At 67.3% G+C, this 25,513-nt stretch carries 19 protein-coding genes; 11 read left to right on the top strand and 8 right to left on the bottom strand.

Annotation, left to right across the window (positions count from 1 at the left end):
• Window positions 1–13: 13 nt before the first annotated feature.
• From zwf to J7495_RS04360, 4 genes are all read right to left on the bottom strand, one after another.
• Window positions 14–1,471, bottom strand: coding sequence for a glucose-6-phosphate dehydrogenase (zwf, locus tag J7495_RS04375; RefSeq protein WP_294054861.1), 1,458 nt, complete (start codon window positions 1,469–1,471; stop codon window positions 14–16).
• 744 nt (window positions 1,472–2,215) lie between these two features.
• Window positions 2,216–3,148, bottom strand: a complete 933-nt coding sequence (gene argC / locus J7495_RS04370; protein ID WP_294054860.1) for an N-acetyl-gamma-glutamyl-phosphate reductase — start codon at window positions 3,146–3,148, stop codon at window positions 2,216–2,218.
• Window positions 3,145–3,528 carry an SH3 domain-containing protein gene (locus J7495_RS04365; protein WP_366810751.1) on the bottom strand — a complete coding sequence of 128 codons (384 nt, stop codon included), beginning with the start codon at window positions 3,526–3,528 and terminating at the stop codon, window positions 3,145–3,147. The genes argC and J7495_RS04365 overlap by 4 nt, the downstream gene beginning before the upstream one ends.
• Window positions 3,458–3,811 carry a MarR family transcriptional regulator gene (locus tag J7495_RS04360; protein ID WP_294055062.1) on the bottom strand — a complete coding sequence of 118 codons (354 nt, stop codon included), beginning with the start codon at window positions 3,809–3,811 and terminating at the stop codon, window positions 3,458–3,460. Before J7495_RS04360 ends, J7495_RS04365 begins: the two co-directional genes overlap by 71 nt.
• Before the next feature lie 251 nt (window positions 3,812–4,062).
• On the opposite strand from J7495_RS04360, the gene secG reads away from it, so the two are divergent.
• Complete coding sequence (gene secG, locus J7495_RS04355; protein ID WP_294054859.1) at window positions 4,063–4,464, top strand: preprotein translocase subunit SecG; 402 nt, start codon at window positions 4,063–4,065, stop codon at window positions 4,462–4,464.
• Window positions 4,465–4,561: 97 nt separating this feature from the next.
• Window positions 4,562–6,193 carry a CTP synthase gene (locus tag J7495_RS04350; RefSeq protein WP_294054858.1) on the top strand — a complete coding sequence of 544 codons (1,632 nt, stop codon included), beginning with the start codon at window positions 4,562–4,564 and terminating at the stop codon, window positions 6,191–6,193.
• Between the two features lie 393 nt (window positions 6,194–6,586).
• Here the strand turns inward: J7495_RS04350 and J7495_RS04345 are convergent, their stop codons facing one another.
• A complete protein-coding gene (locus tag J7495_RS04345; protein ID WP_294054857.1) occupies window positions 6,587–7,060 on the bottom strand; it encodes an Hsp20 family protein in 474 nt (157 codons plus the stop codon).
• A 294-nt stretch (window positions 7,061–7,354) separates the two neighbouring features.
• On the opposite strand from J7495_RS04345, the gene J7495_RS04340 reads away from it, so the two are divergent.
• Window positions 7,355–9,850, top strand: a complete 2,496-nt coding sequence (locus tag J7495_RS04340; protein WP_294054856.1) for a TonB-dependent receptor — start codon at window positions 7,355–7,357, stop codon at window positions 9,848–9,850.
• Between the two features lie 384 nt (window positions 9,851–10,234).
• Window positions 10,235–12,748, top strand: coding sequence for a TonB-dependent receptor (locus J7495_RS04335; protein WP_294054855.1), 2,514 nt, complete (start codon window positions 10,235–10,237; stop codon window positions 12,746–12,748).
• A gap of 261 nt (window positions 12,749–13,009) precedes the next feature.
• Here J7495_RS04335 and J7495_RS04330 read toward each other — a convergent pair whose 3' ends face one another.
• Window positions 13,010–14,359 (bottom strand): ATP-binding protein, encoded by a 1,350-nt coding sequence (locus tag J7495_RS04330; RefSeq protein ID WP_294054854.1) that lies wholly within the window; start codon window positions 14,357–14,359, stop codon window positions 13,010–13,012.
• Window positions 14,360–15,070: a response regulator transcription factor gene (locus J7495_RS04325; protein WP_294054853.1), complete on the bottom strand. Its 711-nt coding sequence runs from the start codon at window positions 15,068–15,070 to the stop codon at window positions 14,360–14,362. It lies immediately after the preceding gene.
• A 587-nt stretch (window positions 15,071–15,657) separates the two neighbouring features.
• On the opposite strand from J7495_RS04325, the gene J7495_RS04320 reads away from it, so the two are divergent.
• From J7495_RS04320 to J7495_RS04300, 5 genes are read left to right on the top strand one after another with little or no spacing between them, the layout of a single operon-like run.
• Window positions 15,658–16,908 (top strand): lipoprotein-releasing ABC transporter permease subunit, encoded by a 1,251-nt coding sequence (locus tag J7495_RS04320; RefSeq protein WP_294055060.1) that lies wholly within the window; start codon window positions 15,658–15,660, stop codon window positions 16,906–16,908.
• On the top strand, window positions 16,901–17,575 hold the full coding sequence (locus J7495_RS04315; RefSeq protein ID WP_294054852.1) for an ABC transporter ATP-binding protein: 675 nt from the start codon (window positions 16,901–16,903) through the stop codon (window positions 17,573–17,575). Before J7495_RS04320 ends, J7495_RS04315 begins: the two co-directional genes overlap by 8 nt.
• Entirely contained in the window at window positions 17,572–18,180 is a 609-nt protein-coding gene (locus J7495_RS04310) for a GNAT family protein (protein WP_294054851.1), read from the top strand. Before J7495_RS04315 ends, J7495_RS04310 begins: the two co-directional genes overlap by 4 nt.
• Window positions 18,177–18,656 (top strand): glutathione peroxidase, encoded by a 480-nt coding sequence (locus tag J7495_RS04305; RefSeq protein ID WP_294054850.1) that lies wholly within the window; start codon window positions 18,177–18,179, stop codon window positions 18,654–18,656. Before J7495_RS04310 ends, J7495_RS04305 begins: the two co-directional genes overlap by 4 nt.
• Window positions 18,653–19,306 (top strand): TMEM175 family protein, encoded by a 654-nt coding sequence (locus J7495_RS04300; RefSeq protein ID WP_294054849.1) that lies wholly within the window; start codon window positions 18,653–18,655, stop codon window positions 19,304–19,306. Before J7495_RS04305 ends, J7495_RS04300 begins: the two co-directional genes overlap by 4 nt.
• 94 nt (window positions 19,307–19,400) lie before the next feature.
• On the opposite strand, the gene J7495_RS04295 is transcribed toward J7495_RS04300, so the two are convergent.
• Window positions 19,401–19,841 carry a hypothetical protein gene (locus J7495_RS04295; RefSeq protein WP_294054848.1) on the bottom strand — a complete coding sequence of 147 codons (441 nt, stop codon included), beginning with the start codon at window positions 19,839–19,841 and terminating at the stop codon, window positions 19,401–19,403.
• A gap of 341 nt (window positions 19,842–20,182) precedes the next feature.
• On the opposite strand from J7495_RS04295, the gene dnaE reads away from it, so the two are divergent.
• Both dnaE and J7495_RS04285 read left to right on the top strand, forming a co-directional pair.
• On the top strand, window positions 20,183–23,677 hold the full coding sequence (gene dnaE / locus J7495_RS04290) for a DNA polymerase III subunit alpha (RefSeq protein ID WP_294054847.1): 3,495 nt from the start codon (window positions 20,183–20,185) through the stop codon (window positions 23,675–23,677).
• Window positions 23,678–23,917: 240 nt separating this feature from the next.
• Window positions 23,918–25,510 carry a long-chain fatty acid--CoA ligase gene (locus tag J7495_RS04285; RefSeq protein ID WP_294054846.1) on the top strand — a complete coding sequence of 531 codons (1,593 nt, stop codon included), beginning with the start codon at window positions 23,918–23,920 and terminating at the stop codon, window positions 25,508–25,510.
• The last annotated feature ends 3 nt before the right edge of the window (window positions 25,511–25,513 follow it).

Here is a 25,513-nt window from a genome sequence, read left to right as displayed (position 1 = left end):
GCGTTCAGCTCCATCATTCGTTCCAGGTCACGCCGTCGCGCTCGGTGAGCGCGATGCCGGCGCTCGGGCCCCAATTGCCCGAAGCATAGGATTTGGGGTGCATGTCGCTGGCTTCCCAGCCCGCGCGGATTGCATCGATCCATTCCCATTGCGCCTCGACCTCGTCACGCCGGACGAACAGCGTCGGATCGCCCTCGATCAGGTCGAGCAGCAGCCGCTCATAGGCGATGCGGCGGCGGGCATGGGCGAACTCATGGTCGAGGCTGAGGTTCAGCGGCACTTCCCTCAGGCGAATGCCCTCGCGGTCGAGCCCCGGCTGCTTCGCCATCACCAGCAGGCGGACATATTCCTCGGGCTGGAGGCGGATGATCAGCGTGTTGGCGTGGAGCAGCCCGCCGCGATCGGCGAAGATCGAATGCGGCACCGGCTTGAACTGGACGACGATCTCCGAACGGCGCTCGGCGAGGCGCTTGCCGGTGCGCAGGTAGAAGGGCACGCCCTGCCAGCGCCAATTGTCGACATGCGCCTTGATCGCGACATAGGTCTCGGTGCTCGAGGGCTTTTCGAGTTCGTCGAGATAGCCCGGCACGATCTTCCCGTTCACCGCGCCGCCGGTGTATTGGCCGGTCACGGTCAAGTGCGGCACTTCGGCGGGCGTAATCTTGCGCAGCGAGCGCAGCACCTTGACCTTCTCGTCGCGGACCGACGTGCCGTCGTAGCGGGCAGGGGGCTCCATCGCGATCAGCGCGAGCAGCTGGAGCATGTGGTTCTGCACCATGTCGCGCAGCGACCCCATGTCGTCGAAATAGCCGCCGCGGCCCTCGAGGCCCACCGTTTCGGAGACGGTGATCTGGACATGGTCGATCCCGCGCGCGCTCCACACCGGCTCGAACAGCGAATTGCCGAACCTCAGCGCGAGGATGTTCTGGACCGTCTCCTTGCCGAGATAGTGGTCGATGCGGAAGGTCCGCTCCTCGGGAAAGGCCGAGGCGACAATGTCGTTGATCTCGCGGCTGGTCTTCAAGTCGTTGCCGAGCGGCTTCTCGAGCCCGATGCGGACGTTGCCGCAGGCGAGACCGGCGGATTGGAGTCCCTTGATCGTCGGACCGAACAGCCAGGGTGCGGTCGACAGGAAGATCGCGAGGCCGTTCGAGATGTCGCCCAGCTTCTCGGCGAGCGCGGCGAAGCCCTCTGTCTTGGAGGCGTCGAGCGGCTGGTAATGGAGCCGCTCGAGGAAGGATTTGACAGCGCTGTCGTCCTTGCGGTCGGCAGGCAGGAATTCGGCGAGCGCTTCCCCGGCGAAGGCGCGGAAGGCGTCGTCGTCATGGTCCGAGCGCGCGGTGCCGGTGATGGTGAGCCCCTCGGGGAGGAGGCCATCGGCGTGAAGGCCGTAGAGCGAAGGAAGCAGCATGCGCTGCGAGAGATCCCCGGTCGCGCCGAACAGAAGCAGTTTACCAGCCGGCTGAGTCATCGGCGCGCCATTCCTTCACGCAATTCGCTCGCTGTCTCGACACGAAGCGGCCGGAAAGATCAAGCGTTCGAGGGTGCAAAACGTGCCCAGGGCATTCATTCCCTTCCGGATCGCTGGCGCGCTCGTCATCGGACCGGACTCCGATTATGCGTCCGTGGCCCAGCCGAGGAACGCGTCGTGAGCGATGAACCGCCGTCGAAAGCAGATCCCGCCGACGTCTTTCAAAGCACCGTCTATCGGCTGGTGGTGCTTTTCTTCGCCGCGTATCTGGCGGCGTTCTGGTTCGTCCTCGGGCCGAGCAGCCCCTGGTATGCGATCAGCGTGGCGATGGGCACGTTCAGCCTGGGTCCTGCGATCGCCAGGCCCGTCGCGCGATGCGTTCCGCGCCGATGGTTCCGGGTGCCCAGGCGCGAGCGCATTCTCCACCTCGTCCTGGGCATCGGGGTTTTCGAATGGCTGCTCGACGTCTCGGGGTGGAATCGCCACGTGGCCGAACCCATCCGGGGCTTCTCGGGCACCCGGGCGGGTCTATCCGCCCTGGAAGAGAGCATTCGCGCCAATATCAGCGCTCATGGGACCTGCTTCGCCATTCACCTGCTGCTGGGCGCGGCCTGGCGCTGCTGGGGAGGCATCCCTGGAGCGGCGTGCTATGGATGGTGGCGCCGGCGATCGTCCTGCATCTCTACCCGGTGCTCCTGCAGCGTTCGATCCTGCTGCGGCTTCAGCCGCTGCTCGACAAGGCGATCAGAGCACCAGCCCCGCGACCGGGTCGAGCCCGGCCATGATGTTGAGGTTCTGCACCGCGGCGCCCGAGGCGCCCTTGCCGAGGTTGTCGAGCGTCGCGACCAGCCGCGCCTGGCCGCGCTCGGCGTTGCCGAAGACGCGCAGGTTCATACGGTCGGTGCCGGCGAGTTCCTCGATCGTCAGCATCTCGGTGCCTTCGACGTCGAGCACCTGGACGACCGGACTGTCCTTGTACGCGTCGCGCAACGCGGTGGTGATCGCTGCGAGCGACGGCCGGCGGGGGAGGGCATGGAGCGGCAGCGGGACCTCGACGATCATCCCCCGATAGGTGTTCGCCACCGCGGGCTCGAAGATCGGCGGATGCTCGATCTTGGCATGCTTGAGCATCTCGGGCACATGCTTGTGCGCGAGGCCGAGGCCATAGGGGCGGAAGACGGTCTTCGCCTTGCCGCTCTCGAACTCCTCGATCATCGAGCGGCCGCCGCCCGAATAGCCCGAGGTCGCGTTGACGCTCAGCGGGAAGTCGACCGGGATCAGCCCGGCGCGGACCAGCGGACGGACGAGCGCGAGAAAGCCGGTGGGGTAGCAGCCGGGGTTGGTCACCCGCGATGCCGCGGCGATCGCGGCCGATTGAGCGGGCTCGAGCTCGGCGAAACCATAGACCCAGCCGTCGCCGGTGCGGTGCGCGGTCGAGGCGTCGATCACGCGGACCGAGGGGCTCTCGATCAGTGCCACCGCTTCGCGCGCGGCATCGTCGGGCAGGCACAGGATGACGAAGTCGGCGGCGTTGAGCGCCTCGCGCCGCTTGACGCTGTTCTTGCGCAGCGCCTCGTCGAGCAGGAGGATCTCGATCTCGGGCCGGTCCTTGAGCCGATCGCGGATCTCGAGGCCGGTGGTGCCGGCGGCGCCGTCGATGAAGACGCGGATGCTCATGCGGCGTCCTCCCCAAGCGATGCAGCGTCGACATAGCCGACGAGGCCAGTGCCGGGGGAAACGCCCCACGCGCGGTCGCCGGCGAGTTCGAGCAGCTCGAACACATCACCCGGCACGAGCGCGGCGAGCGATTCGGACTCCTTCTGCGGCGCGGCGCGCAGCGTCGTCGCGACCTTGATCACGCGGGAAAGCGGCGCGGCGTAGTGCGGCGCAAAAACGCGGTCCGCCAAGCGGATATCCGCAAGATCGCGGCGCACGGCGCTGGTGCGCGGGTCGACCTGTACCGAACGTCCCTGGAGCGCGAAACGATTACGCGCTGGCCCGCCGGGCTGCTGGCTCGACGTCGTGCCCACCAGCGAGGAAATGCCCGAATTCTGCAAGAAACTCTGCCCCTTCCGCGGTACGGACGACGAAAATGTTGCGCTTGTCGCTGTCGTCTCGTTGCCGGCGCAGATAGCCGAGCGAGCCCAAACGATTCAAGGCACGCGTCACGACGGGCTTCGACACGTTGAGCGAACGCGCGAGTCCGCGGACGGTGTGCGGGCCGACATCCAGGTAAACCAGCAGCAAAAGCGCCATCTGGCGGTTCGTGAGGTCGGGTTCACCCGAGCGAACATAGTCGATCAGGGTGTTCTTCCAGCTCGAAAGCGAGTGGTCGGTCATCGCATTCACGGCACATACTCTTTTACTGGACACTTGTTGCGAAACCGATCCGTTGCCGGACCTTCCGCCAACAACGCACTTGGGCGGGGGAAGGTTTCAGTACAACTGCGGAATGTTCCTGATCGGTATCATTGCAGGGGCGTCATGGGTGACTCGCGGGCGCGGCGAGGCCGTTTTCCGAAGGGGCGGTTGATCGCGCGGGCCTGCTCCCCTATGTCGCGCCTTTCCCGAACAAGGTCCGATCCGCTCCGATGCTCTTTACGCTCCTGCTCGTCATCCAGTTCCTCATCGCGCTCGCGCTGGTCGTCGTGATCCTCGTGCAGCGCTCGGAAGGCGGCGGCCTGACTTCGGGCGGCAGCCCATCGGGGCTGATGTCGGCGCGCGGCGCTGCGGATTTCCTGACGCGCGCGACCGCGATCCTCGCGACCGCGTTCATCCTGATGAGCATCCTGCTCGCGGTGCTGGCGGCGAATCGCCACTCGACCGCGGTCGACACCACGCTCCAGCGTACCGCGCCGGCGCCGGCCGCGCAGCCGACCCCGGTCGACCAGGTGCCGTTCCAGTCGAGCGGCAACGCCACCGGCCCGGTCGTCCCGGCGCAGCAGCAAGCACCGGCGCCGCAGGGCAATTCGGCCGTCCCGCTCGGCCAGTAAGCCGTCGGAGCTTCGGCTCCATTCACAGATTTTTGTGCACCCGCCCGGATTCGGGCGCTTGCCGGTGCGCGTCCATTCAAGCTAGGGCTGTTCTCCCATGGCGCGGTATGTTTTTATCACCGGCGGCGTGGTCTCCTCGCTCGGCAAGGGTCTGATGGCGGCAAGCCTCGCGGCATTGCTGCAGGCGCGGGGCTATTCCGTTCGCATCCGCAAGTTCGACCCGTACCTCAACGTCGATCCCGGGACCATGTCGCCGTACCAGCACGGCGAAGTCTATGTCACCGACGACGGGGCGGAGACCGACCTCGACCTGGGGCATTACGAGCGCTTCACCGGCGTCGCGTCGCGCCAGTCGGACAACGTCACCTCGGGGCGGATCTACCAGACGATCATCAACCGCGAGCGCAAGGGCGACTATCTCGGCGCCACGGTGCAGGTGATCCCCCACGTCACCGACGCCATCAAGGCCTTCGCGCAGGACGACACCGAAGGGCTCGACTTCGTGCTCTGCGAGATCGGCGGGACGGTGGGCGACATCGAATCGCTGCCGTTCATCGAAGCGATCCGCCAGCTCAAGAACGAGCTGGGCCGCGGCCAGTCGATCAGCATCCACGTGACGCTGGTGCCGTACATCTCGGCGGCGGGCGAGCTGAAGACCAAGCCGACCCAGCACAGCGTGCGCGAGCTCGCTTCGTTCGGGGTGCAGCCCGACGTGCTCGTCTGCCGTTGCGAGCAGCCCTTGCCCGAGAGCGAGCGCGCCAAGATCGCGCTGTTCTGCAACGTGCCCAAGGAAGCGGTGATCGAGGCGCGCGATTCGAGCAGCATCTATGCGGTGCCGCTGCGCTACCATGCCGAAGGGCTCGACGAGCAGGTGCTCCGCGCCTTCGGGCTCGAACCCGGCCCGGCGCCGCGGCTCGACCGCTGGTCGGACATCGTCGAGCGGATCGAGAACCCCGAGGGCGAAGTGACGATCGGCGTGGTCGGCAAGTACGTCGGCCTGCCCGATGCCTACAAGTCGCTGCATGAGGCGCTGGTCCATGGCGGCATCGCCAACCGCGTGAAGGTCAATATCCGCTGGATCGACGCCGAGATCTTCGAGGGCGACGAGACCGAGACCGCCGCGAGCCTCGAGCCGATGCACGGCATCCTGGTGCCGGGCGGGTTCGGCGAGCGCGGCAGCGAGGGCAAGATCGCCAGCGTCCGCTTCGCGCGCGAGCGCGGCGTGCCCTTCTTCGGCATCTGCCTCGGCATGCAGATGGCGTGCATCGAAGGCGCGCGGGCCGAAGGGATCGAGGGCGCCTCGACCACGGAGTTCGGCCCGACCGACACGCCGATCGTCGGCATGATCACCGAATGGATGAGCCCCGAGGGGCTGCAGAAGCGCGAGGCCGGCGGCGACCTGGGCGGGACGATGCGGCTCGGCGCCTATCCGGCGAAGCTTGCGGGGAACAGCGTCGCGGCCTCGGTCTACGACGCGACCGAGATCAGCGAGCGCCACCGGCACCGCTATGAGGTCAACACCGCCTATCGCGAGGTGCTCGAGGACGGCGGGCTCGTCTTCTCGGGCATGTCGCCCGACGGGACGCTGCCCGAGATCGTCGAGCGGCCGGACCATCCGTGGTTCGTGGGGGTGCAGTTCCATCCGGAGCTGAAGTCCAAGCCCTTCGACCCGCACCCGCTGTTCAAGAGCTTCATCGGCGCGGCGCTGCGGCAGAGCCGGCTGGTTTAGTCACGCTACTTAATCGTCATCCCGGCGAAAGCCGGGACCCAGGGCCACGAGCGATACCCTCTGCAACCCTGGGTCCCGGCCTTCGCCGGGATGACGTTCCGGGGAGGGGGCGGACGAGAGCGCGTCGGTGTAATGCCGATATAATACAGTTTACACGGTTGACACTCACAATGTGAAAAACCGCCTTTGGCATGAACGAACGCGCAACCGCCCGAAAGCACTGTCGGCGCGGATCGACGATGCGAAAGAGCGACGCCGAGGTTCGCGCCTCAAATCCTATTTTGCAATCCGCCTCGAGCGCGCGAATCAAAAGGCGCCCGGACCGATCGGTCCGGGCGCCCCTGCCGCGGCGCCCAAAGGGAGGAAGACGCCGCTAGCCGTGGTGGGACTGGTTCAGGCCGCGTTGGCCGTGGTGTCGCCGCCGTCGATCGCGCGGAGCGCCGGCGCGCCGTTGACCGCGATCTTGCGGGGCTTCATCGCCTCGGGCACTTCGCGCACCAGTTCGATCGTCAGCAGGCCGTCCGACAGGCCCGCATTCTCGACCCGGATGAAATCGGCGAGCTCGAAGCGGCGTTCGAAGCTGCGGTTGGCGATGCCGAGGTGCAGGTAGCTGCCCTGGTTCTCGCCCTCTTCCTTCTTCCTGCCCGCGACGAGCAGCAGGTTCTGCTGCGCGGTCACGTCGATCTCGTCGGGCTTGAAGCCGGCGACGGCGAGCGTGATCCGGTAGCGGTCTTCCGCCACGCGCTCAAGGTTGAAGGGAGGATAATTCTCGGACGCCGAATGACGCGCGCTGGCTTCGAGCAAGTCGAAGAGACGATCGAACCCGATCGTCGAGCGGCGGAACGGCGTGAAATCAATCTGACGCATACTCAAGTCCTCCAGAGAGCAAAATGAACGTCTTCCCCGGCGCCCGATGCTTCGCGACGCCGACTTCGCCGCGGCCCTCCAAGGCACCGCGACACGCTTAATTTGGGAGCAGGGAAGGGGGTTTCAAGAGCGCCGCCCGCGAGAGACGGAGCTGCCCCGTTAACCCTTCGCTGCGCCGAAACGGGGCGGTCGCACGGCCAACAAATGCGCTTTGGGGTTTGCAAAGCGATTATTTGTCGATTATTCCTATCGGAGAAGTAGGCATTAGGACAGCCACTCTCTAGGGGGATTGCAATGAGCCTTTCGACCGTCACCGCCATGTTGCTTGCCAGTGCCGCTCCTGTTCCGGCCCCGGACACGCCTGTGCAACCCGTTGCCGCGGCGCCCGACGCCGTGACCGATACCGCTGCTGCTGCCGCCGACGATGGTCAGGCCGAGGCGGGCCAGGACATCATCGTCACCGCGCAGCGCCGCGAGGAGCGCGCGCAGGAAGTGCCGATCGCGCTCTCGGTGCTGGGTGGCCAGGAACTCGCCCAGACCGGCTCGAGCAGCGTCGCCAAGCTCCAGCAGCTCCAGCCGGCGCTGCAATTCTATTCGAGCAACCCGCGCAACTCGGCGATCAACATCCGCGGCCTCGGCGCGCCGTTCGGCCTCACCAACGACGGCATCGAGCAGGGCGTCGGCCTCTATGTCGACCAGGTCTATATCGGCCGCGTCGGCGCCGCGACGCTCGACTTCGTCGACGTCGACCGGATCGAAGTGCTGCGCGGGCCGCAGGGCACGCTCTACGGCAAGAACACCACTGCCGGCGCGGTCAACATCACCACGCGCGCGCCGAGCTTCCAGCCCGAAGCCAAGGTGGAGCTGACCGGCGGCAACTACCAGTTCTTCCAGCTCAAGACGTCGCTCTCCGCGCCGATCGCCGACGACACGCTGGCCGTCCGGCTCTCGACGACGCTCACCAAGCGCCACGGCACGGTCGACAACGTCCGCACCGGCGAGAAGCTGCACAAGCTCGACAACATCGGCGTCCGCGGGCAGCTGCTGTGGCGGCCGTCGAACAACCTCGATTTCACGCTGTCGGGCGACTTCAACCTGCAGAACCCGCTGTGCTGCGTCCAATATTACGTCCGCACCGGCGCGACGCAGCGCCCGCTGAACCGCCAGTACGCCGCGCTCGCCGCCGCGTTCAACTACAAGCCCGCGAGCTTCGATCCGTTCGACCGCAAGACCGATGTCGATGCCGACATCAATTCGCGCCAGGAGATCGGCGGCGTCGGGCTGGTCGGCAACCTCGACCTCGGCTTCGCGACGCTGACCTCGGTCTCGGCGTGGCGCTATTGGGACTGGAAGCCGGCGAACGACCGCGACTTCATCGGCCTGCCGATCACCACCGTGTCGCAGAACCCGTCGCACCAGACGCAGCTCTCGCAGGAGCTGCGCCTCTCGTCGAACGGCAACACCCGGCTGAAGTACACGCTGGGCGCCTTCTGGTTCAAGCAGACGATCAACACCCACGGCTCGCAGGTCCAGGGCTCGGCGGCGAGCCGCTGGCTGCTCAATCCGGGCAACGTCGCGGTGGGCTCGAGCGGCTGCGCCACGCCCACGGCAAACGCCTGCAACCCGCTGGTGCTCGACGGCCTGACCTCGACCAACGAGATCCACTTCGACAACACCAGCTTCGCCGTCTTCGGCAAGCTCAACTGGGAAGTGGTCGACGGGCTGAAGATCCAGCCGGGCCTGCGGCTCAACTACGACAAGAAGAGCGGCTCCTATGTCGCGACGGTGAGCATCAACAACTCGGCCTTCCCCAACAAGGTCGCGACCTGCGCCAACACCAGCGCGCTCAATGCCGACCAGCTCAACACGCTGGCGCCGCAATGCTATTCGCCGAAGTTCAGCGACTGGAACATCTCGGGCGACGCGACGATCTCCTATGACTTCTCGCGCGACGTCCACGGCTATGCGACCTTCGCGCGCAGCTTCAAGTCGGGCGGCATCAACCTCTCCGGCCTGCCGCTCAATGCGACCAACACCGGAGTCGATCTCTCGACCCAGACGGTGAAGCCCGAGAAGGAGAACCACTTCGAAGTGGGTCTCAAGACGCAGTTCCTCGATCGGCGCGTGACGTTCAACCTCGCGGGCTTCCTGACCGACATCAACGACTATCAGGCGACCGTGAACAACGGCCAGCTCACGGTGATCCGCGGCTATCTCGCCAATGCCGGCAAGGTGCGGGTGAAGGGCTTCGAATGGGACGCCTCGTTCCAGCCGAGCGAGCGCGCGCGCGTCTACTTCAACGGCGCCTACACCGATGCGAAATACGTCAAGTTCGTCAACGCGCCGTGCCCGCCCGAGCTCTCGGGCGGCAACCCGGCGCTGAACGGCGCGACGCCGGCCGCGCCGGGCACGCCCGGCCTCAGCCCGCTGGTCTGCGATATCTCGGGCCAGGTGCTGCCGGGCATTTCGAAATGGTCGCTGTCGTTCGGCGGCGAAGTGAACCAGCCGGTCGGCGAGGGCGAAGTCTATTTCGGCTATGACGGCAGCTATCGCACGAAGTTCTCGTCGAACCCGTCGCCCTCGGCCTACACCTGGATCAACGGCTATTCGCTCTCGAACTTCCGCCTGGGCTACCGCAAGGGCGACCTCAACGTCTTCGCCTGGGTGCGCAACGCCTTCGACCAGCATTATTTCGAGCTGCTCACGGTCCAGTCGGGATCGACCGGCCTGATCGTCGGCCAGCCGGGCGACGTCCGCACCTTCGGCGCGACGGTGAGCAAGACCTTCTGATCCATCGAGCTTGGCCCGCCACCATGGCCGGGGCGGTCCAGGGGAAGGGGAGTCGCGGCAACGCGGCTCCCCTTCTTGCATCCCTCCCGCCCGCGTTCGGGCGAGGGTCGATTGACGGCTGTGGCTTAATTGCCACGGGTCGGAGGATTTGGATGGAAGGGCTGTGAAAAATTGCAGAATGATGCAGTGAAGTCGATCGCAATTCGTCAATGATTATGAAGGAATTGTGACAAGTTATTCTGTGGATAATCTTGATCTATTCGGAAGATGAAGCGAAAATGAAATCGTGGATAGTTTAATGTTACGAACCGTGTAACATTAGTGTCTGCGAATCATCCTAGGGCCCCGCCGCGACGACAACACGCGAAATGGGGATTCCCAACTATGAACGACCGAACGGCTCTCCGCCTGCGCCTGCTCATGGGCGCGGCACTGATGACGGCTTGCGCCGCGCCCGCGCTCGCCGCGCCGGCGAACGACGCGACGCCTGCCGTCACGGCCGCCGACGACCAGCCCGATGCGACCGCCGGCGAAGGCGATTCGAACGGCGTCGAGGAAATCGTCGTCACGGCGATGAAGCGCGAGACCAACCTCCAGAAGACGCCGATCGCGATCTCGGTGATCGGCAGCGAGGACATCAAGGACCGCCACGTCGAGAGCCTGATCAACCTGGCGGACGGCAGCGTTCCCTCGCTGCGCATCGCCACCTTCGAGGCGCGCCAGTCGGCGCTCACCGTCGGCATCCGCGGCATCGTGCCGTTCGACCAGAACCAGACTGCGCGCGAGCCGGGCGTCGGCGTCTATATCGACGGCGTCTATCTCGGCCGCTCGCAGGGCCTCAACGCCGCGCTCTACGACGTCGAGCGCATCGAAGTGCTCAAGGGCCCGCAGGGCACGCTGTTCGGCCGCAACACCGAAGGCGGCGCGCTGAGCATCGTCACCAAGGCGCCGTCGGGCGAGTTCGAGGGCCGCGCCAGCGCGGGCGTCGGCAACTACGGCAGCTACAATGGCGAGATCCACCTCGACATGCCGGCCTTCGCCAATGTCGCGCTCAAGTTCGACGGCGTGATCCAGCACCAGGATCCGACCACCAGGGACCCGCTCGTCGGCTCGATCGGCTGGGACGCCTACAACCGCGTCGGCGGCCGCGTCGCCGCGCGCTGGCAGCCGTTCGACGGCCTCACCGCCGACTTCGCGTTCGACAAGGCGCGCGACGAGAATACGCCCTTCTACAGCCAGCTGGTCAACTACAACCCGACCGGCCTGCCCGTCGGTACCTATGTCGGCACGCAGCTGACCTACAATGGCGCGAACTGCACCGCCGGCTCGACCTGCATCGCGCCGCTGCCGGCATCGGTGAAGGTCCATCCGGAGCGCCAGGACGTCGCCGATATCGGCGTGCCGCAGCAATGGTCGGTCGACAAGACTCAGGGCGTCAGCGCGAACCTCAAGTACAAGGTCTCGCCCGCCGTGGAACTGCGCTCGATCACCGCGTGGCGCCGCGTCTCGACCAACCAGTTCGACAATTCGGGCGGCCCCGAGCGCACCCCGGCCTTCTCGCCGTTCGACCCGACCAAGGTGAAGCCGAACGGCACCTACACCACCAACGCGAGCGGCGTGTTCAGCCGGTACAGCCTTTCGGACCTGTACCAGAGCCAGTTCAGCCAGGAGTTCCAGGCGGTCGGCAGCCTGCCGCAGCTCGATTACGTCGCCGGCCTCTATTACTTCACCGAGCAGGCGCGTGAATCGGCGGCGACGCCGAGCTCGAACCTGTGGACCGACGCCACCGGCGCCACCTACACGATCCTGCCGGCGCAGGTCTCGGGCCCGATCAGCGCGGGCAACCAGGGCTGGGCCTATGGCTCGCGCCTACTGACCCGCGCCAGCTATGCCAAGGCGCGCAGCTATGCGGCGTTCGGCCAGGCGACCTATTCGCCGGACTGGGCACCCGATTTCCACCTGACCGCCGGCGGCCGCTACACCAAGGACAAGCGCAACGGCACGCTCTACATCGTCAACAACACGGCGACGAACTTCAAGCTCCACTATGACAAGGGCCGGTTCGACCCGATGGTGACGCTGGCGTTCGATCCGTCGTCGGACATCGACCTCTACGCCAAATATTCGACCGGCTACCGCGCCGGCGGCGCCAACGACCGCTCGTCGAACTTCAGCGCCTTCGGTCCGGAGACGGTCAAGTCGTACGAGCTCGGCGCGAAGATGGACTTTTTCGAGCACAAGGCGCGGCTGAACCTCGCGGGCTACATCATGGACCGCACGGGCACCCAGATCGACTTCGACTTCATCGACTCGACTCCGGGCAGCCCGACGCTCAACGCGCACACGCAGAACACCGCGAATGCCTCGGGCATCACCAAGATCCGCGGCCTCGAAGCGGACCTCACGCTGCGCCCGGTGGAGCATCTGACGCTCGGCGCGTCCTATGCCTATACCTACACGCACGTGCCGGCGACGCCGAACCCCAACCCGGATCCCGCCGGCCAGCCGGCCGGCACGATCCATGGCAAGCTGACGCAGGTGTTCATCGTCTACACGCCGGAGAACGCCGCCTCGGGCTACATCGACTATGAGATCCCGGTGGGCAGCGAGGCCAGGGTGCGCCTGCACCTCGACGCCGCTTATTCGGATCCGCAGCACAGCTTCGACTCCGAGACGACGATGACCGACTCGAGCTTCATCGTGAACGGCCGCATCGCGCTGGCCGACATCCCGGTGGCGAGCAACGGCAGCAAGGTGACGCTGTCGGTCTGGTCGCGCAACCTGTTCAACGAAGAGCATATCTATCGCATCGACAATGCGAATGCGAAGACGCTGGGCTATTATGCGAACTTCAACCCGCCGCGGACCTTCGGCGTGGACGGTTCGGTGAGCTTCTGATCCACCTTCCGGCGGCCGGTGCCCTTCGGTGCCGGCCGCCGATCCCGGTTCTCTGGGGGGAAGTCCGGCCTGGATGGCGCGAGCCGTCCGGGCTGGATTTGTTTCATTCACTCCGGGCCGTGATCCCGGCGAAAGCCTGGACCCCGGGGTTACTGAGGATATCGCTCGTGGCCCTGGGTCCCGGCTTTCGCCGGGATGACGATTTAATCGAAGGCGAAGGCTTAATCGAAGGCGAAGACTTAATCGAAAGGCGAAGACATCTCAGGCCCGCGGCACGCGCATCACGACGCGCAGGCCGGGCCTCGCATCCTCGAGCGTGATCGATCCGCGGTGGAGCCGCGCGATCGCCTCGACCAGCGGCAGGCCGAGGCCATGGCCGGCGCCGCCGCGGCTCTTGTCGAGCCGGCCGAAGCGGCGGAGCGCGAGCGTGTGCTGGCCCTCGGCGATCCCCGGGCCATCGTCGCTGACCGTCAGCAGCGCGCAACTGCCTTCGCTCGACACCGCCACGGCGATATGCGTGCTCTGCGGGGTGTGGCGCTGGGCGTTGGCGATCAGGTTGATCAGCGCCTGGGTGAGCAGCTGGCGGTCGCCCTGGATCGCGACGGGCGGGCAGGGGCCGACCGCGAGGCTGCGGCCGCTGTCGGCGACCACCGGCTCCATTACGGCGACGACTTCCTCGGCGAGCTCGCCCAGGTCGAGCCGCGCGAAACCGGCGCGGCGGTCGCCGCCCTCGACTTCGGCGATGCGCAATACCGCGGCGAACATCGCGAGCAGCTCGTCGCTCGTCGCGATCGCATCCTCGATCTCGTCGCGCACTGCCGCCGCGTCGGGGCGGCGCGCGAGCCGGTCGAGCTGGCCGCGCAGGCGGGCGAGGGGCGCGCGCAGGTCGTGCGCGACGTCGCTCGAGACATTGTGCATCGCCGCCATCAGGTCGGCGATGCGGTCGAGCATGCGGTTGAATGCATGCGCCTGCTGGTCGAACTCGCTGTGCGAGCCGTCGATCGGCACTCGGCTGGCCATGTCGCCGTCGATGATCGCGTTCGCCGTCGCGCGCAGCGCCCGGCCGCGCCGGCTGACGAGCAGGCCGAAGACCGTGAGCCCCGCGATCACGATCAGCACGATCGAGCCGAAGCCGAGCACATAGATGCGCGCGCGTGCCGCGTGGTAGTTGTCGATCGGCTCGGTCTCGGCGACGGTGGTGAGCGTGTAGCCGCCGCCCAGCTGCCGGACGAGCGCGCGGCCTTCGTTCAGCCCCTTGATCCCCTCGCGCACGCCGATCGTCGAAAAGCCTGGAGGCAGCGTGTGCGAGAGCACGACATTGCCGCCCAGCTGCCGGCCGTCGGGGCCCGTGAGCTCGAAGCCCAAGTCGCCGGTATCGCGCTCGGCGCCGGTGCGGCCGATGCGCGCGACGAGTTCCTGCGCGGTGGTGCGCTGGCCCGCACCGATCACCGCGTCGCTCGCCGCGGCGATGCGCGCGTCGACGAGCCGCTTCAGCGCTCCGCGAGTCGCGGAGTAGGTGAGATAGCCGGTGAGCGTTGTCGCCGTGAAGAAGGCGAGCAGGAAGATCGTGGTCAGCCCGCGCAGCGAGCGAAGCGGCGGAAGGAGCGCCATTCAGCCGCGGAGGAGGTAGCCGACGCCGCGCACCGTCGCGATCGGGTCCTCGCCGCCGTCGGCGGTCAGCTTGATCCGCAGCCGGCGGATATAGGCGTCGACGAGGTTGGTGCCCGGATCGAAATCATAGCCCCAGACGCGCTCGAGCAGCATCGCGCGGGTGAGCACCGTGTCGGGATTGCGGACGAACTCGGCGAGCAGCTTGAACTCGATCCGCGGCAGGTCGATCGCCTTGCCGTCGCGCCAGGCGCGGAAGCGCGTGGGGCTGAGCGTGATATCGCCGGCGCGCAGGGTGTCGCCCGAGCCGCTGCCCGTGCCGGTCCAGCCGCGGCCGCGCAGCACGGCGTGGATGCGCGCGTTGAGCTCCTCGGCGGGAACGGGCTTGACGACATAGTCGTCGGCGCCGGCCTCGAGCCCCTCGATCTTCTCCTTCGACCGGCCGAGCGCGCTGAGCATGATGATCGGCACGGTCACCTGGGTGCCGCGCAGCCGCTCGAGCACGGTCACACCGTCGAGCGAGGGCAGCATCCGGTCGAGGATAACCGCGTCATAGGGCGTCTCGCTGACCGAGCGGATCGCCTCGGGTCCGTCGGCGGCGACCTGGACCTGATGGCCGAAGCTGCGCAGCTCGTCGGCGATGATGCCGGCGAGCGCGGCATCGTCCTCGACCAGCAGGAGGTTGAGGGTAGCGGGGAGGACAGGGGCGTTCATGGCATGGGATCCGGCCGCAGGAGTGCGCGAGGGTGTAGCAGCGAGGCGGGGGCGGGCGAAGCACTACTTAGGTTTTAGGTGCGGTGCAGCAGGCCCATCGCCAGAGCGTCATCGTGCCATCCTCAACCGTCATCCGGCGAAAGCCGGGACCCAGGGCCAGGGCCATGTCGCTTGCTGCCCTGGGTCCCGGCTTTCGCCGGGATGACGAAGAAGGGTGAGGGGTGACGGCACAATAGAGAGGAAAACGGGCCCCAAAAGCGGAAGCGCCCGGGCCGTTTCCGACCCAGGCGCCCGCGTGACGAATGCTTCGTCAGCCCCCTTTGTCAGGCCTCGCCCGCACACTCGCACTTGCCTGCGAGCGGAGCTGAGGACCTCCCCGAACCACGGCCATTGCCTGCGTTTCGACATGGGCTTGCTATGCCCGGCCGGCGGCTTTGTCACCCGTTCGCGGAGCCTCCGGCGCAGATTGGCCGCACCCTGTGTCCCTTTCGCAACAGGGGCTTGCACCGCTTCTCCATTTGCCACGCTCCCCGGACCTGCCCTAGAGCAGGCGCCGTTCCTTCATCTGGCAGGCCGAACCCACCTTGATCCTGTTGTCGCGCTACGAGCGGATGATCGCCCGCCGCTATCTGCTTCCCGGCCGCGGCGAGGCCTTCATCGCCGTGGTCGCCGGCTTCAGCCTGGGCGCGGTGATGCTGGGCGTCGCCGCGCTGATCGTGGTGATGAGCGTGATGAACGGCTTCCGCGCCGAGCTGTTCGACAAGATCACCGGCCTCAATGGCCACGCCGTGATCCAGGGCTACAACGGCCAGCTGCGCAACTGGCAGCAGGTGGTGAAGGAAGCGCGCGCGACGCCGGGGATCACCAAGGCGACGCCGCTGATCGAGCAGCCGCTGTTCGCCAGCTTCAACGGCCGCGTCGAGTTCGCGCTGGTCCGCGGCATGGAAGTCGCCGACATGCTCGAGAGCCCGTCGCTGAAGGGCAGCGAAGTGCTCGGCCGATTCGCCAAGCTGCAACCGGGCGAGCAGCAGATCGCGATCGGCTCGCGGCTCGCCGAGTCGCTCGGCGCGACGATCGGCAGCGACATCGCGATCATCAGCCCCCAGGGCTCGGCCACACCGTTCGGCACGATGCCGCGGATCGTGCAGTACAAGGTCGCGGTGATCTTCGAGGTCGGCGTCTACGACTATGACAAGCAGTTCGTGATCATGCCGATGCAGGACGCGCAGACGCTGCTGCTGATGGGCGATTCGGTGGGGATGATCGAAGTCGACACGGTCGACGCCGACAAGGTGGGCACGATCCTGCCGCCGCTCGCCGAGAAGATGCAGGGGATCGCCCAGATCGTCGACTGGCGGCAGATGAACCGCGAGCTGTTCGAGGCGGTGTCGGTCGATCGCGTCGTCTCGTTCACCGTGCTCTCGATCATCCTGATCGTCGCCTCGTTCAACATCGTCTCGTCGCTGATCATGCTGGTGCGTACCAAGAGCCGCGACATCGCGGTGCTCAGGACGATGGGGGCGACGCCGGCCAGCCTGATGCGGATCTTCGTCACCGTAGGCACCACGATCGGCGCGTTCGGCGTCGCGGCGGGCGGCGTGCTGGCCTTCCTGTTCATCACCTTCCGCCAGCAGGTCGCCTCGTTCATCGGGCTGGTGACGGGGCAGAACATCTGGGACCCCTCGATGCGCTTCCTCACCGACCTGCCGGCCAAGACCGATCCGTTCCAGACCGCGGGGATCTGCGCGATGGCGATGCTCTTCACCTTCGTCGCGACGCTCTATCCGGCGTGGAAGGCGTCGCGCACCGATCCGGTGCAGGTGCTCCGCTATGAGTGAGCCGGTCCTCCAGACGATCGGTCTCCGGCGCAGCTTCACCCAGGGCGGCGAGACGATCGAAGTGCTGCGCGGCGTCGACCTCGCGGTGATGCCCGGGGAGATCGTCGCGCTGCTCGGCCCCTCCGGCTCGGGCAAGTCGACGATGCTCCAGGCGGTGGGGCTGCTCGAGGGCGGGTTCGAAGGCTCGATCCGCATCGGCGGCAAGGAAGCGGCGCAGCTGAACGACGCCGGCCGGACGGCGGTGCGCCGCGACCGTCTCGGCTTCGTCTACCAGTTCCACCACCTGCTGCCCGATTTCACCGCGCTCGAGAATGTCGTGCTGCCGCAGCTCGTCCACGGCGCGGCGCGGCCTGCCGCCGAGGCGCGCGCGCACGAGCTGCTCGCGGCGCTGGGCCTCGACAAGCGCGAGACGCACCGGCCGAACCAGCTTTCGGGCGGCGAGCAGCAGCGCGTCGCGGTCGCGCGCGCGCTCGCCAACCGGCCGGCGCTGGTGCTGGCCGACGAGCCGACCGGCAACCTCGACGAGGCGACGGCGGACAAGGTGCTCGAGGAGTTCCTGCGGCTGGTGCGCGGCCAGGGTTCGGCGGCGCTGGTCGCGACGCACAACGAGCGGCTCGCGGCGCGGATGGACCGGGTGGTGCGGCTGCACGAGGGGCTGCTGGAGTGACGCCGCCACCGAGCTGGACCGAGACCCCCACGCTCGCCGGCCGCCACGTTACGCTGCGGCCGCTCGCGCGCGAGGATCGCGATGCGCTGGTCGAGGCGAGCAGCGACGGGCGGTTGTGGGAGCTGTTCTATTCGCTTGCGCCGGGGCCAGAGAGCGTCGATCTCTGGATGGACCATAGCTTCCGCGAGAAGGCGCAGGGCCGCGGCATGCCGTTCACCGTGCTCGATGCCGAGGGCCGCGTCGCCGGCTCGACGCGCTATCTGCGGATGAACCCGGCCAATCGCCGCGTGGAGATCGGCGGGACCTTCTACGCACGGCGCGTCCAGCGCACCGGGCTCAACACCGAGGCCAAGCTGCTGCTGCTCGAATACGCCTTCGAGACGCTCGGCTGCGTTTGCGTCCAACTGCGCACCGACTGGTTCAACAAGGCCTCGCAGCGCGCGATCGAGCGGCTCGGCGCCAAGAAGGACGGGGTGCTGCGCGGCCAGCGGATCATGCCCGATGGACGCGTGCGCGATACGGTGGTGTATTCGATCCTCGAGCAGGAATGGCGTGGGGTCCGCCAGAACCTCGAGATGATGCTGGCAAGGGGGGATGCCAAATGAGCGCGATCACCGAAATCCCGGTCAAGGCGGCCGACGGCGGCGAGGTCGATCTCTCGGCCTGGGCCGGGCAGGTGCTGCTGATCGTCAACACCGCGTCGAAATGCGGGTTCACGCCGCAATATGCCGGGCTCGAGGCGCTTTGGCGCAAGTACAAGGCGCAGGGGTTCGCAGTGCTGGCGTTCCCGTGCAACCAGTTCGGCGCGCAGGAGCCGGGCGACGCGGCCGAGATCGCGAGCTTCTGCTCGCTCACCTACGACGTGACCTTCCCGGTCTTCGCCAAGGTCGACGTCAACGGCCCCGATGCCGCGCCGCTGTTCGAAGCGCTCAAGCACGACGCGCCGGGGCTGCTCGGCTCCGAGGCGATCAAGTGGAACTTCACCAAGTTCCTCGTCGATCGCGCGGGCAAGGTCGTCCACCGCTATGCGCCGACCACGGCGCCCGAAGCGCTCGAGAAGGACATCGAGGCGCTGCTGTGAGCGAACCCGAATCGCTCGCGACCGAAGAAGCGCTCACCGTCCACATCCGCCGCCACGGGCTCGACCGGCTGATCATGGTCTCGGACGGCGTGTTCGCGATCGCGGTCACGCTCGCCGCGATCGAGATCCACATGCCGCACGACGTCACCGACTTCGGCGCGCTCGTCCATGCGATGACGCGGCCGGTGCTCGGCTATCTGGTGAGCTTCGCCGTGGCGGCGATCTTCTGGATCAGCCATCGCGATCTGTTCGCGCGGCTGCGGCGAGTCGATGCGGTGCTGACGGTGCTGACGCTCATCCTGCTCGCGCTGGTCGCGCTCATCCCGGCGACGGTGGGCGGCGTCTACCTGCAGCACAGCGATGATTCGACGTTCAAGCTCTGGGCGACGACGATGGTGGGCTGCGGCACGGCGAATTCGGCGATGTGGCTGTATGCCGCGGTGCATCCCTCGCTGATGCTGCCCGACGTACCGCGAGAATTCCGCTGGACGCGGGCGATCCTGTCGACGGCGATGCCGCTGATCTTCCTGACGGTGCTCTTCCTGCCGCAGGACTCGAGTCTCTATGTCCTGCCGCCGCTCGCGGTAGCGGCGCTGGTGATGCGCCGGGTGGTGCTGCCGCGCCTGCTCGGGCGCGACGCGAAACGCTGAGCGCGGTGATGAGGGTGGGAGGAAGGAAACACCCCCACCACCGCGCTTAGGGACCGACGGGCGTGGAGGAAGGGCGCCCGCCGCTCCTTTTTCGTCAGCCCGCCAGGCTCGGCAGGCAGATCACATACTGGCCGTTCGCTTCCATTGCCCGGCCTTCGGTATCCTCGAGCACGTCGTTGCCCGCGATCAGCTTGCCGAGGTTGGCGAGCGTCGAGAACACCGAGGCGGCACCGCCCAGCGGCTTTCCGCGGCGATCGCGGCGCGGCTTGGGGCGAGCGTTGCGCGGCTCGCGGCGGCGCGGCGGCGCCGGCGGGGCGAGGCGCTGCATCCGCGCCGCGACCGAGGCGGCGTCGGCCGAGCGGCCGAACTCGCGCCACACGACGCGGAAGCCCTTGGGAACCTCGCTCCACTCGCCGCCTTCCTCGATGCGGATGAGGTCGCAGCCGCAGCGGTGGCAGGTGCAGAAGTCGAGCCCCTGGTTGTGGAAGTGGCTGGTCTCGGCGACATGGCCGGCGACGGAGCAGAGCAGGGTCATTTCAACGATACTCCAAAACGCGATACGCAGATTACACTCAGTTAAACCGTTGGTTTAACTGCGGTTCATTCCCGTTGCCCAACAATCGCCACAATAAGACCCCCTGTCTGACCCGACGATGAACCGTTCTGTTTCGTCGGCGAACCGAATTGATCGATGTTATGGTTTTCACGCAATTAACCGCGATTCGCCAGTCAGGGCGTGTACCTTACGAGGTGGCCATTAAGGGCGAATCCGGGTGATTTGGGTCCGCGCACCGGACCGCCTACAATAGCGAAATTCCTGTTGATATCCGTGCCCTGCGGGTTGGCAGATCGGGGTCCGCGCCCCTAGGTTCCGGCATGGCGCATTCGGGATTCGTGCCCCTCAGGGTCTTTTCGTCGTACACGATGCTCGAAGGGGCGATCGAGCCCAAGGCGATCGCCAAGCGCGCGCGCGAGCTGGGGTTCCCGGCGGCGGGCGTCGCCGATCGCAACGGGCTCTATGCCTCGATGATGTTCGGCGACGCGGCGGCCAAGGCGGGTGTGCAGCCGGTGATCGGCACGCTGCTCGCAGTGGCGCGGCCCGACCTGCCCGAGGGTGCGCCGCCCGCGATCGACTGGCTCGCGCTCTATGCGCAGGACGACACCGGCTATGCCAACCTCTGCGCGCTCGTCTCGATGGCGCACCTCGACCGGCCGATCGAGCTGGACGCGCATGTGCCGTTCGAGTCGCTGGCGCGGCACACCGAGGGGCTGCTCTGCCTGACCGCGGGGGGCGAGGGCGCGCTCGCCCGGCTGTTCGCCGAGGGGCAGGATTCGGCCGCCGAAGCCTATGCGACTCGGCTCGAGTCGCTGTTCCCCGGTCGGCTGTACGTCGAGATCACCCGCCGGCTCGATCCGGTCGAAGGCGCGGCCGAGCCCAGGCTGCTCGAGCTCGCCTATGCCCGCGACCTGCCACTGGTCGCGACCAACCCCTGCTGCTTCGCCGCGCAGGATTTCCACGAGGCGCATGACGCGATGCTCTGCATCGCCAGCGGCAATTACGTCGCCGGCGACGAGCGGCCGCGCAGCTCGCCCGATGCGTGGATGAAGCCCGCCAACGACATGAAGGCACTGTTCGCCGACCTGCCCGAGGCGATCGCGAATACCCTGGTGGTGGCGCAGCGCTGCGCGGTGATGGCGCCCAAGCGCAAGCCGATCCTCCCCAGCCTCGCCGGCGACCGCGAAGGCGAGGCGGCGATGCTGCGCGAGGAGGCGCGCAAGGGGCTCGACAAGCGCCTCGCCAAGATCGCCGAGCTCGAGGGCCTCGCGCCCGAGGGCGACTGGACCCAGGCCTATCGCGACCGGCTCGAGTTCGAGCTCGACACGATCGTGACGATGGGCTTCCCGGGATACTTCCTGATCGTCGCCGACTTCATCCAATGGGCGAAGGCGCACGACATACCGGTGGGCCCGGGCCGCGGCTCGGGCGCGGGCTCGGTGGTCGCCTGGGCGCTGACCATCACCGATCTCGATCCCTTGAAGCTCGGGCTGCTCTTCGAGCGCTTCCTCAACCCCGAGCGCGTGTCGATGCCCGACTTCGACATCGACTTCTGCGAAACCCGGCGCGGCGAAGTGATCCGCTACGTCCAGCAGAAATACGGCGGCGACCATGTCGCGCAGATCATCACCTTCGGGACGATGAAGGCGCGCGCGGTGCTCAAGGACACCGGGCGCGTGCTCCAGATGGGGTACGGGCACGTCGACCGGCTCGCCAAGCTGATCCCGAACCTGCCGACCGACCCCTGGACGCTCGACCGCGCGCTGAACGGCGTCGCCGAGTTCAACGCCGAATACCGCCAGGATTCGAACGTCCGCCACCTGATCGACCTGGCGATGAAGCTTGAGGGCCTGCCGCGCCACAGCTCGACCCACGCCGCGGGCGTGGTGATCGGCGACCGGCCGCTCGCCCAGCTCGTCCCGCTCTACCGCGATCCGCGCTCGGACATGCCCGTCACCCAGTTCGACATGAAATATGTCGAAGGCGCGGGGCTGGTGAAGTTCGACTTCCTCGGCCTCAAGACGCTGTCGGTGCTCAAGAAGGCGGTCGAGCTGCTCGCCGACCGAGGCATCGAAGTCGACCTCGACGCGCTCGCCTGGGACGATCCCGAGGTCTATGCGTTGCTCCAGCGCGGCGACACCGTCGGCGTGTTCCAGCTGGAATCGGACGGGATGCGGCGCACGCTCGCGGCGGTGCGCCCGTCGAACTTCGGTGACATCATCGCGCTCGTCTCGCTCTACCGCCCGGGCCCGATGGACAATATCCCGAGCTTCGGCCGCCGCAAGAACGGGCAGGAGGACATCGCCTATCCGCACGCGCTGCTCGAGCCGATCCTGAAGGAGACCTATGGGATCTTCGTCTATCAGGAACAGGTGATGCAGGCGGCGCAGATCCTCGCCGGCTACAGCCTGGGCGGCGCCGACCTCCTGCGCCGCGCGATGGGCAAGAAGATCAAGGCCGAGATGGACGCGCAGCGCGCGACCTTCGTCGAAGGGTCGGCCCAGACCCACAGGATCCCGGCGGGCAAGGCCAACGAGCTGTTCGACCTGATCGACAAGTTCGCCGGCTATGGCTTCAACAAGAGCCACGCGGCGGCCTATGCGCTGCTCGCCTATCAGACCGCCTGGCTGAAGGCGCACCATCCGCACGAATTCTACGCCGCCTCGATGTGCTTCGACATCGACCAGACCGACAAGCTCGCGGTGTTCGCCGAGGACATGAAGCGCTTGGGCGTGACGGCGAGCCCGCCCGACATCAATGCCTCCGAAGCGGCGTTCATGGTCGAATCGAAGGACGGCGAGCTGGCGGTGCGCTATGGCCTCGCGGCGCTGAAGGGCGTGGGCGAGCGGGCGATGGAGCTGCTGGTCGAGGAGCGCCAGCGTGGCGGCCGCTTCCAGAGCCTCGACGATTTCGCGCGGCGGATCGATCCGCGGCTGATCAACAAGCGCCAGCTCGAGACGCTCGCCGGCGCGGGCGCGTTCGACGCGATCGAGCCCAACCGGCCGGGCGTCTATGCCGCGGCCGAGACGATCCTCGCGGTCGCGCAGCGCACGCACGAGAGCCGGACGAGCGGGCAGGGCGGGCTGTTCGGCGAGAGCGAGCGCGGCGGCGGCGCGATCCAGTTGCCGCAGAGCGCGACCTGGTCGCTCGCCGAGCGGATCAACGCCGAGCGCGACGCCTTCGGCTATTATTTCTCGGCGCACCCGCTCGACCGCTATGCCCATCTCGCCAAGGCGCACAGCGCGCGCGCGATCGCCAGCCTGCCCGAGATCCCGATCCCCGAAGGCGCGCGCGTCGGCGCGACGATCGCCGCGCTGATCGACGATGCGCGCTGGCGCACCTCGGCGCGCGGCAACCGCTATCTGATGGCGACCTTGTCCGACACCAGCGGGATGGTGCCCGCGAGCTGCTTCGACGAGAACGTCGCGAAGGAGATGGAGGACATCGCCCGCGCCGGCGGCTGCGCGGTGCTCACCGTCGAGCTCGACAAGCGCCCGGGCGAGGACATGCCGCGCGCCGCGGTGAAGCGCGTCCAGCCGTTCGAGACGCTGGCGAGCTCGGCGCAGATGATGCTCGAGCTGGCGGTGAAGGACCCGGTGGCGCTGCCTGCGCTCGCCGGGCTGATCGGCGAGCTGCGCGGCGGACGCTGCACCGTGCGGCTGTGGGGGCCGATGGGCGATCGCGGCGAAGTCGAGCTCGTGCTGGGCCGCACCTTCCGCCTCGACGAGGAGATGCTCGACCGCATCCGCGCGCTGCCGGGCGTCGCCTCGGCAAGCTTCGGCGAATCGCAGCGGACGTTGGCAGTGGCGGCCTGAGGCCCCGTAACAACCGTTCGAATCCCGGAGGGTGGGAGCATCTCGCTCTCGACAGTTGCTACTCCGCCGGGATAGCTGAATGCGGATTTGACCGGGTTGAACCCCAACCGTCATCCCGGCGAAAGCCGGGACCCAGGGCAGCGAGCGACGTCCTCTGCGGCCCTGGGTCCCGGCTTTCGCCGGGATGACGATTCAGGGATGGGCTCGAGTCCAGGCGCCAGAGCGAGAAGGCGAGAAGCGATGCTGGGAGGGATGCAGGATTTCGAGCTGCGCGTGATGCGGCTGCTCGACCATGCGGAGCGCGAACATTGGGCGCGCGAGCATGTCACACGCTGGGCGGACGGCAGCGAGACGCGCACGACCTGGGCCGGCGTGGCGCGCGATTCGAAGAAGCTGGCGCAGGCGCTCGAGCGGCTCGGCATGAAGCCCGGCGACCGGATCGCGACGCTGGGGATGAACCACAGCCGCCACCTCGTCGCCTGGTACGGCACGATCGGGATGGGCGGGATCATCCACACGATCAACCCGCGCCTGTTCGACGAGCAGCTCGTCTACATCGCCAACCACGCCGAAGACCGCGTGCTGTTCTACGACCGGGCGTTCCAGCCCATCGTGGATCGCCTGCGAGCGCAATGGACGAGCATCGAGCATTACATCGTGTTCGACAGCGACGGCGCCGATGGGTTCGAGGCGCTGATCTCGCAGGAGGACGGCGTCTATCGCTGGCACGAGGGGCCCGAGCGCGACCCGTGCATGATCTGCTACACCAGCGGCACCACCGGCAACCCCAAGGGCGTGCTGTACGAGCATCGCTCGACGATGATCCACGCCATGGCCGAAGTCGCGCCCTGGGTGTTCAACATGTCGCCGCGATCGGTGATCATGCCGATCGTGCCGATGTTCCATGCGGCGGCCTGGGGCCTGCCCTTCGCGGGGGCGCTGGCGGGATCGAAGTTCGTCTATTCGGCGGTCAACGATCCCAAGGTGATCTGCGAGCTGATGAACCGCGAGAAGGTCACCCATTCGGCGGGCGTGCCGACGGTGTGGCTCGGCATGTTCCAGCACATCGACGAGACCGGCGAGCAGCCCCGGACGCTGCAGCACGTCACGATCGGCGGATCGGCGGCGCCGCGCGCGATGATCGACCGGATCATGGGAATGGGGATCGAGATCAAGCATCTCTGGGGCATGACCGAGACCTCGCCGATCGGCACCGCGGGCACGCTGCCGGTGAGCTGGGAGGAAATGGATCATGAGGCGCGGCTGGACCTGATGTGCAAGCAGGGGCGCGTGCCCTTCGGCATCGAGCTGCGCGTGGTCGACGACGAGGGCGTGGTCCAGCCGCGCGACGGCAAGAGCTCGGGGCGGCTCCAGGTGCGCGGGCCCTGGGTGGTGAAGCGCTATTTCAAGGCGGCCGAGGATGCGGTCGACGCCGACAACTGGTTCGATACCGGCGACGTGGCGGTGCTGCATCCCGACGGGGTGATGCAGATCACCGACCGGGCCAAGGACGTGATCAAGTCGGGCGGGGAGTGGATCAGCTCGGTCGATCTGGAAAACGCCGCGGTCGGCTGCGCGGGCGTCGCCGAGGCGGCGGCGATCGGCGTGCATCACCCGAAATGGGAGGAGCGGCCGCTGCTGCTCGTGGTCCGCAAGCCGGGGAGCATGGTGAGCGCGGAGGAGATCCAGGCGCACCTTGCCGGGCATGTCGCGAAATGGTGGCTGCCGGACGAGATATTGTTCGTCGACTCGCTGCCGCATACCGCGACGGGGAAGCTGCTGAAGACCGCGCTTCGGGACCAGTACCGGGATTATAAGCTCGCGGTTGCGTAGCCA

Origin of the sequence: Sphingomonas sp., assembly GCF_017745215.1 — a bacterium.
Lineage (GTDB): Bacteria > Pseudomonadota > Alphaproteobacteria > Sphingomonadales > Sphingomonadaceae > Sphingomonas.
Note: the sequence above shows the minus strand (reverse complement) of the source record. Positions and strands in the feature narration are given on the sequence as shown.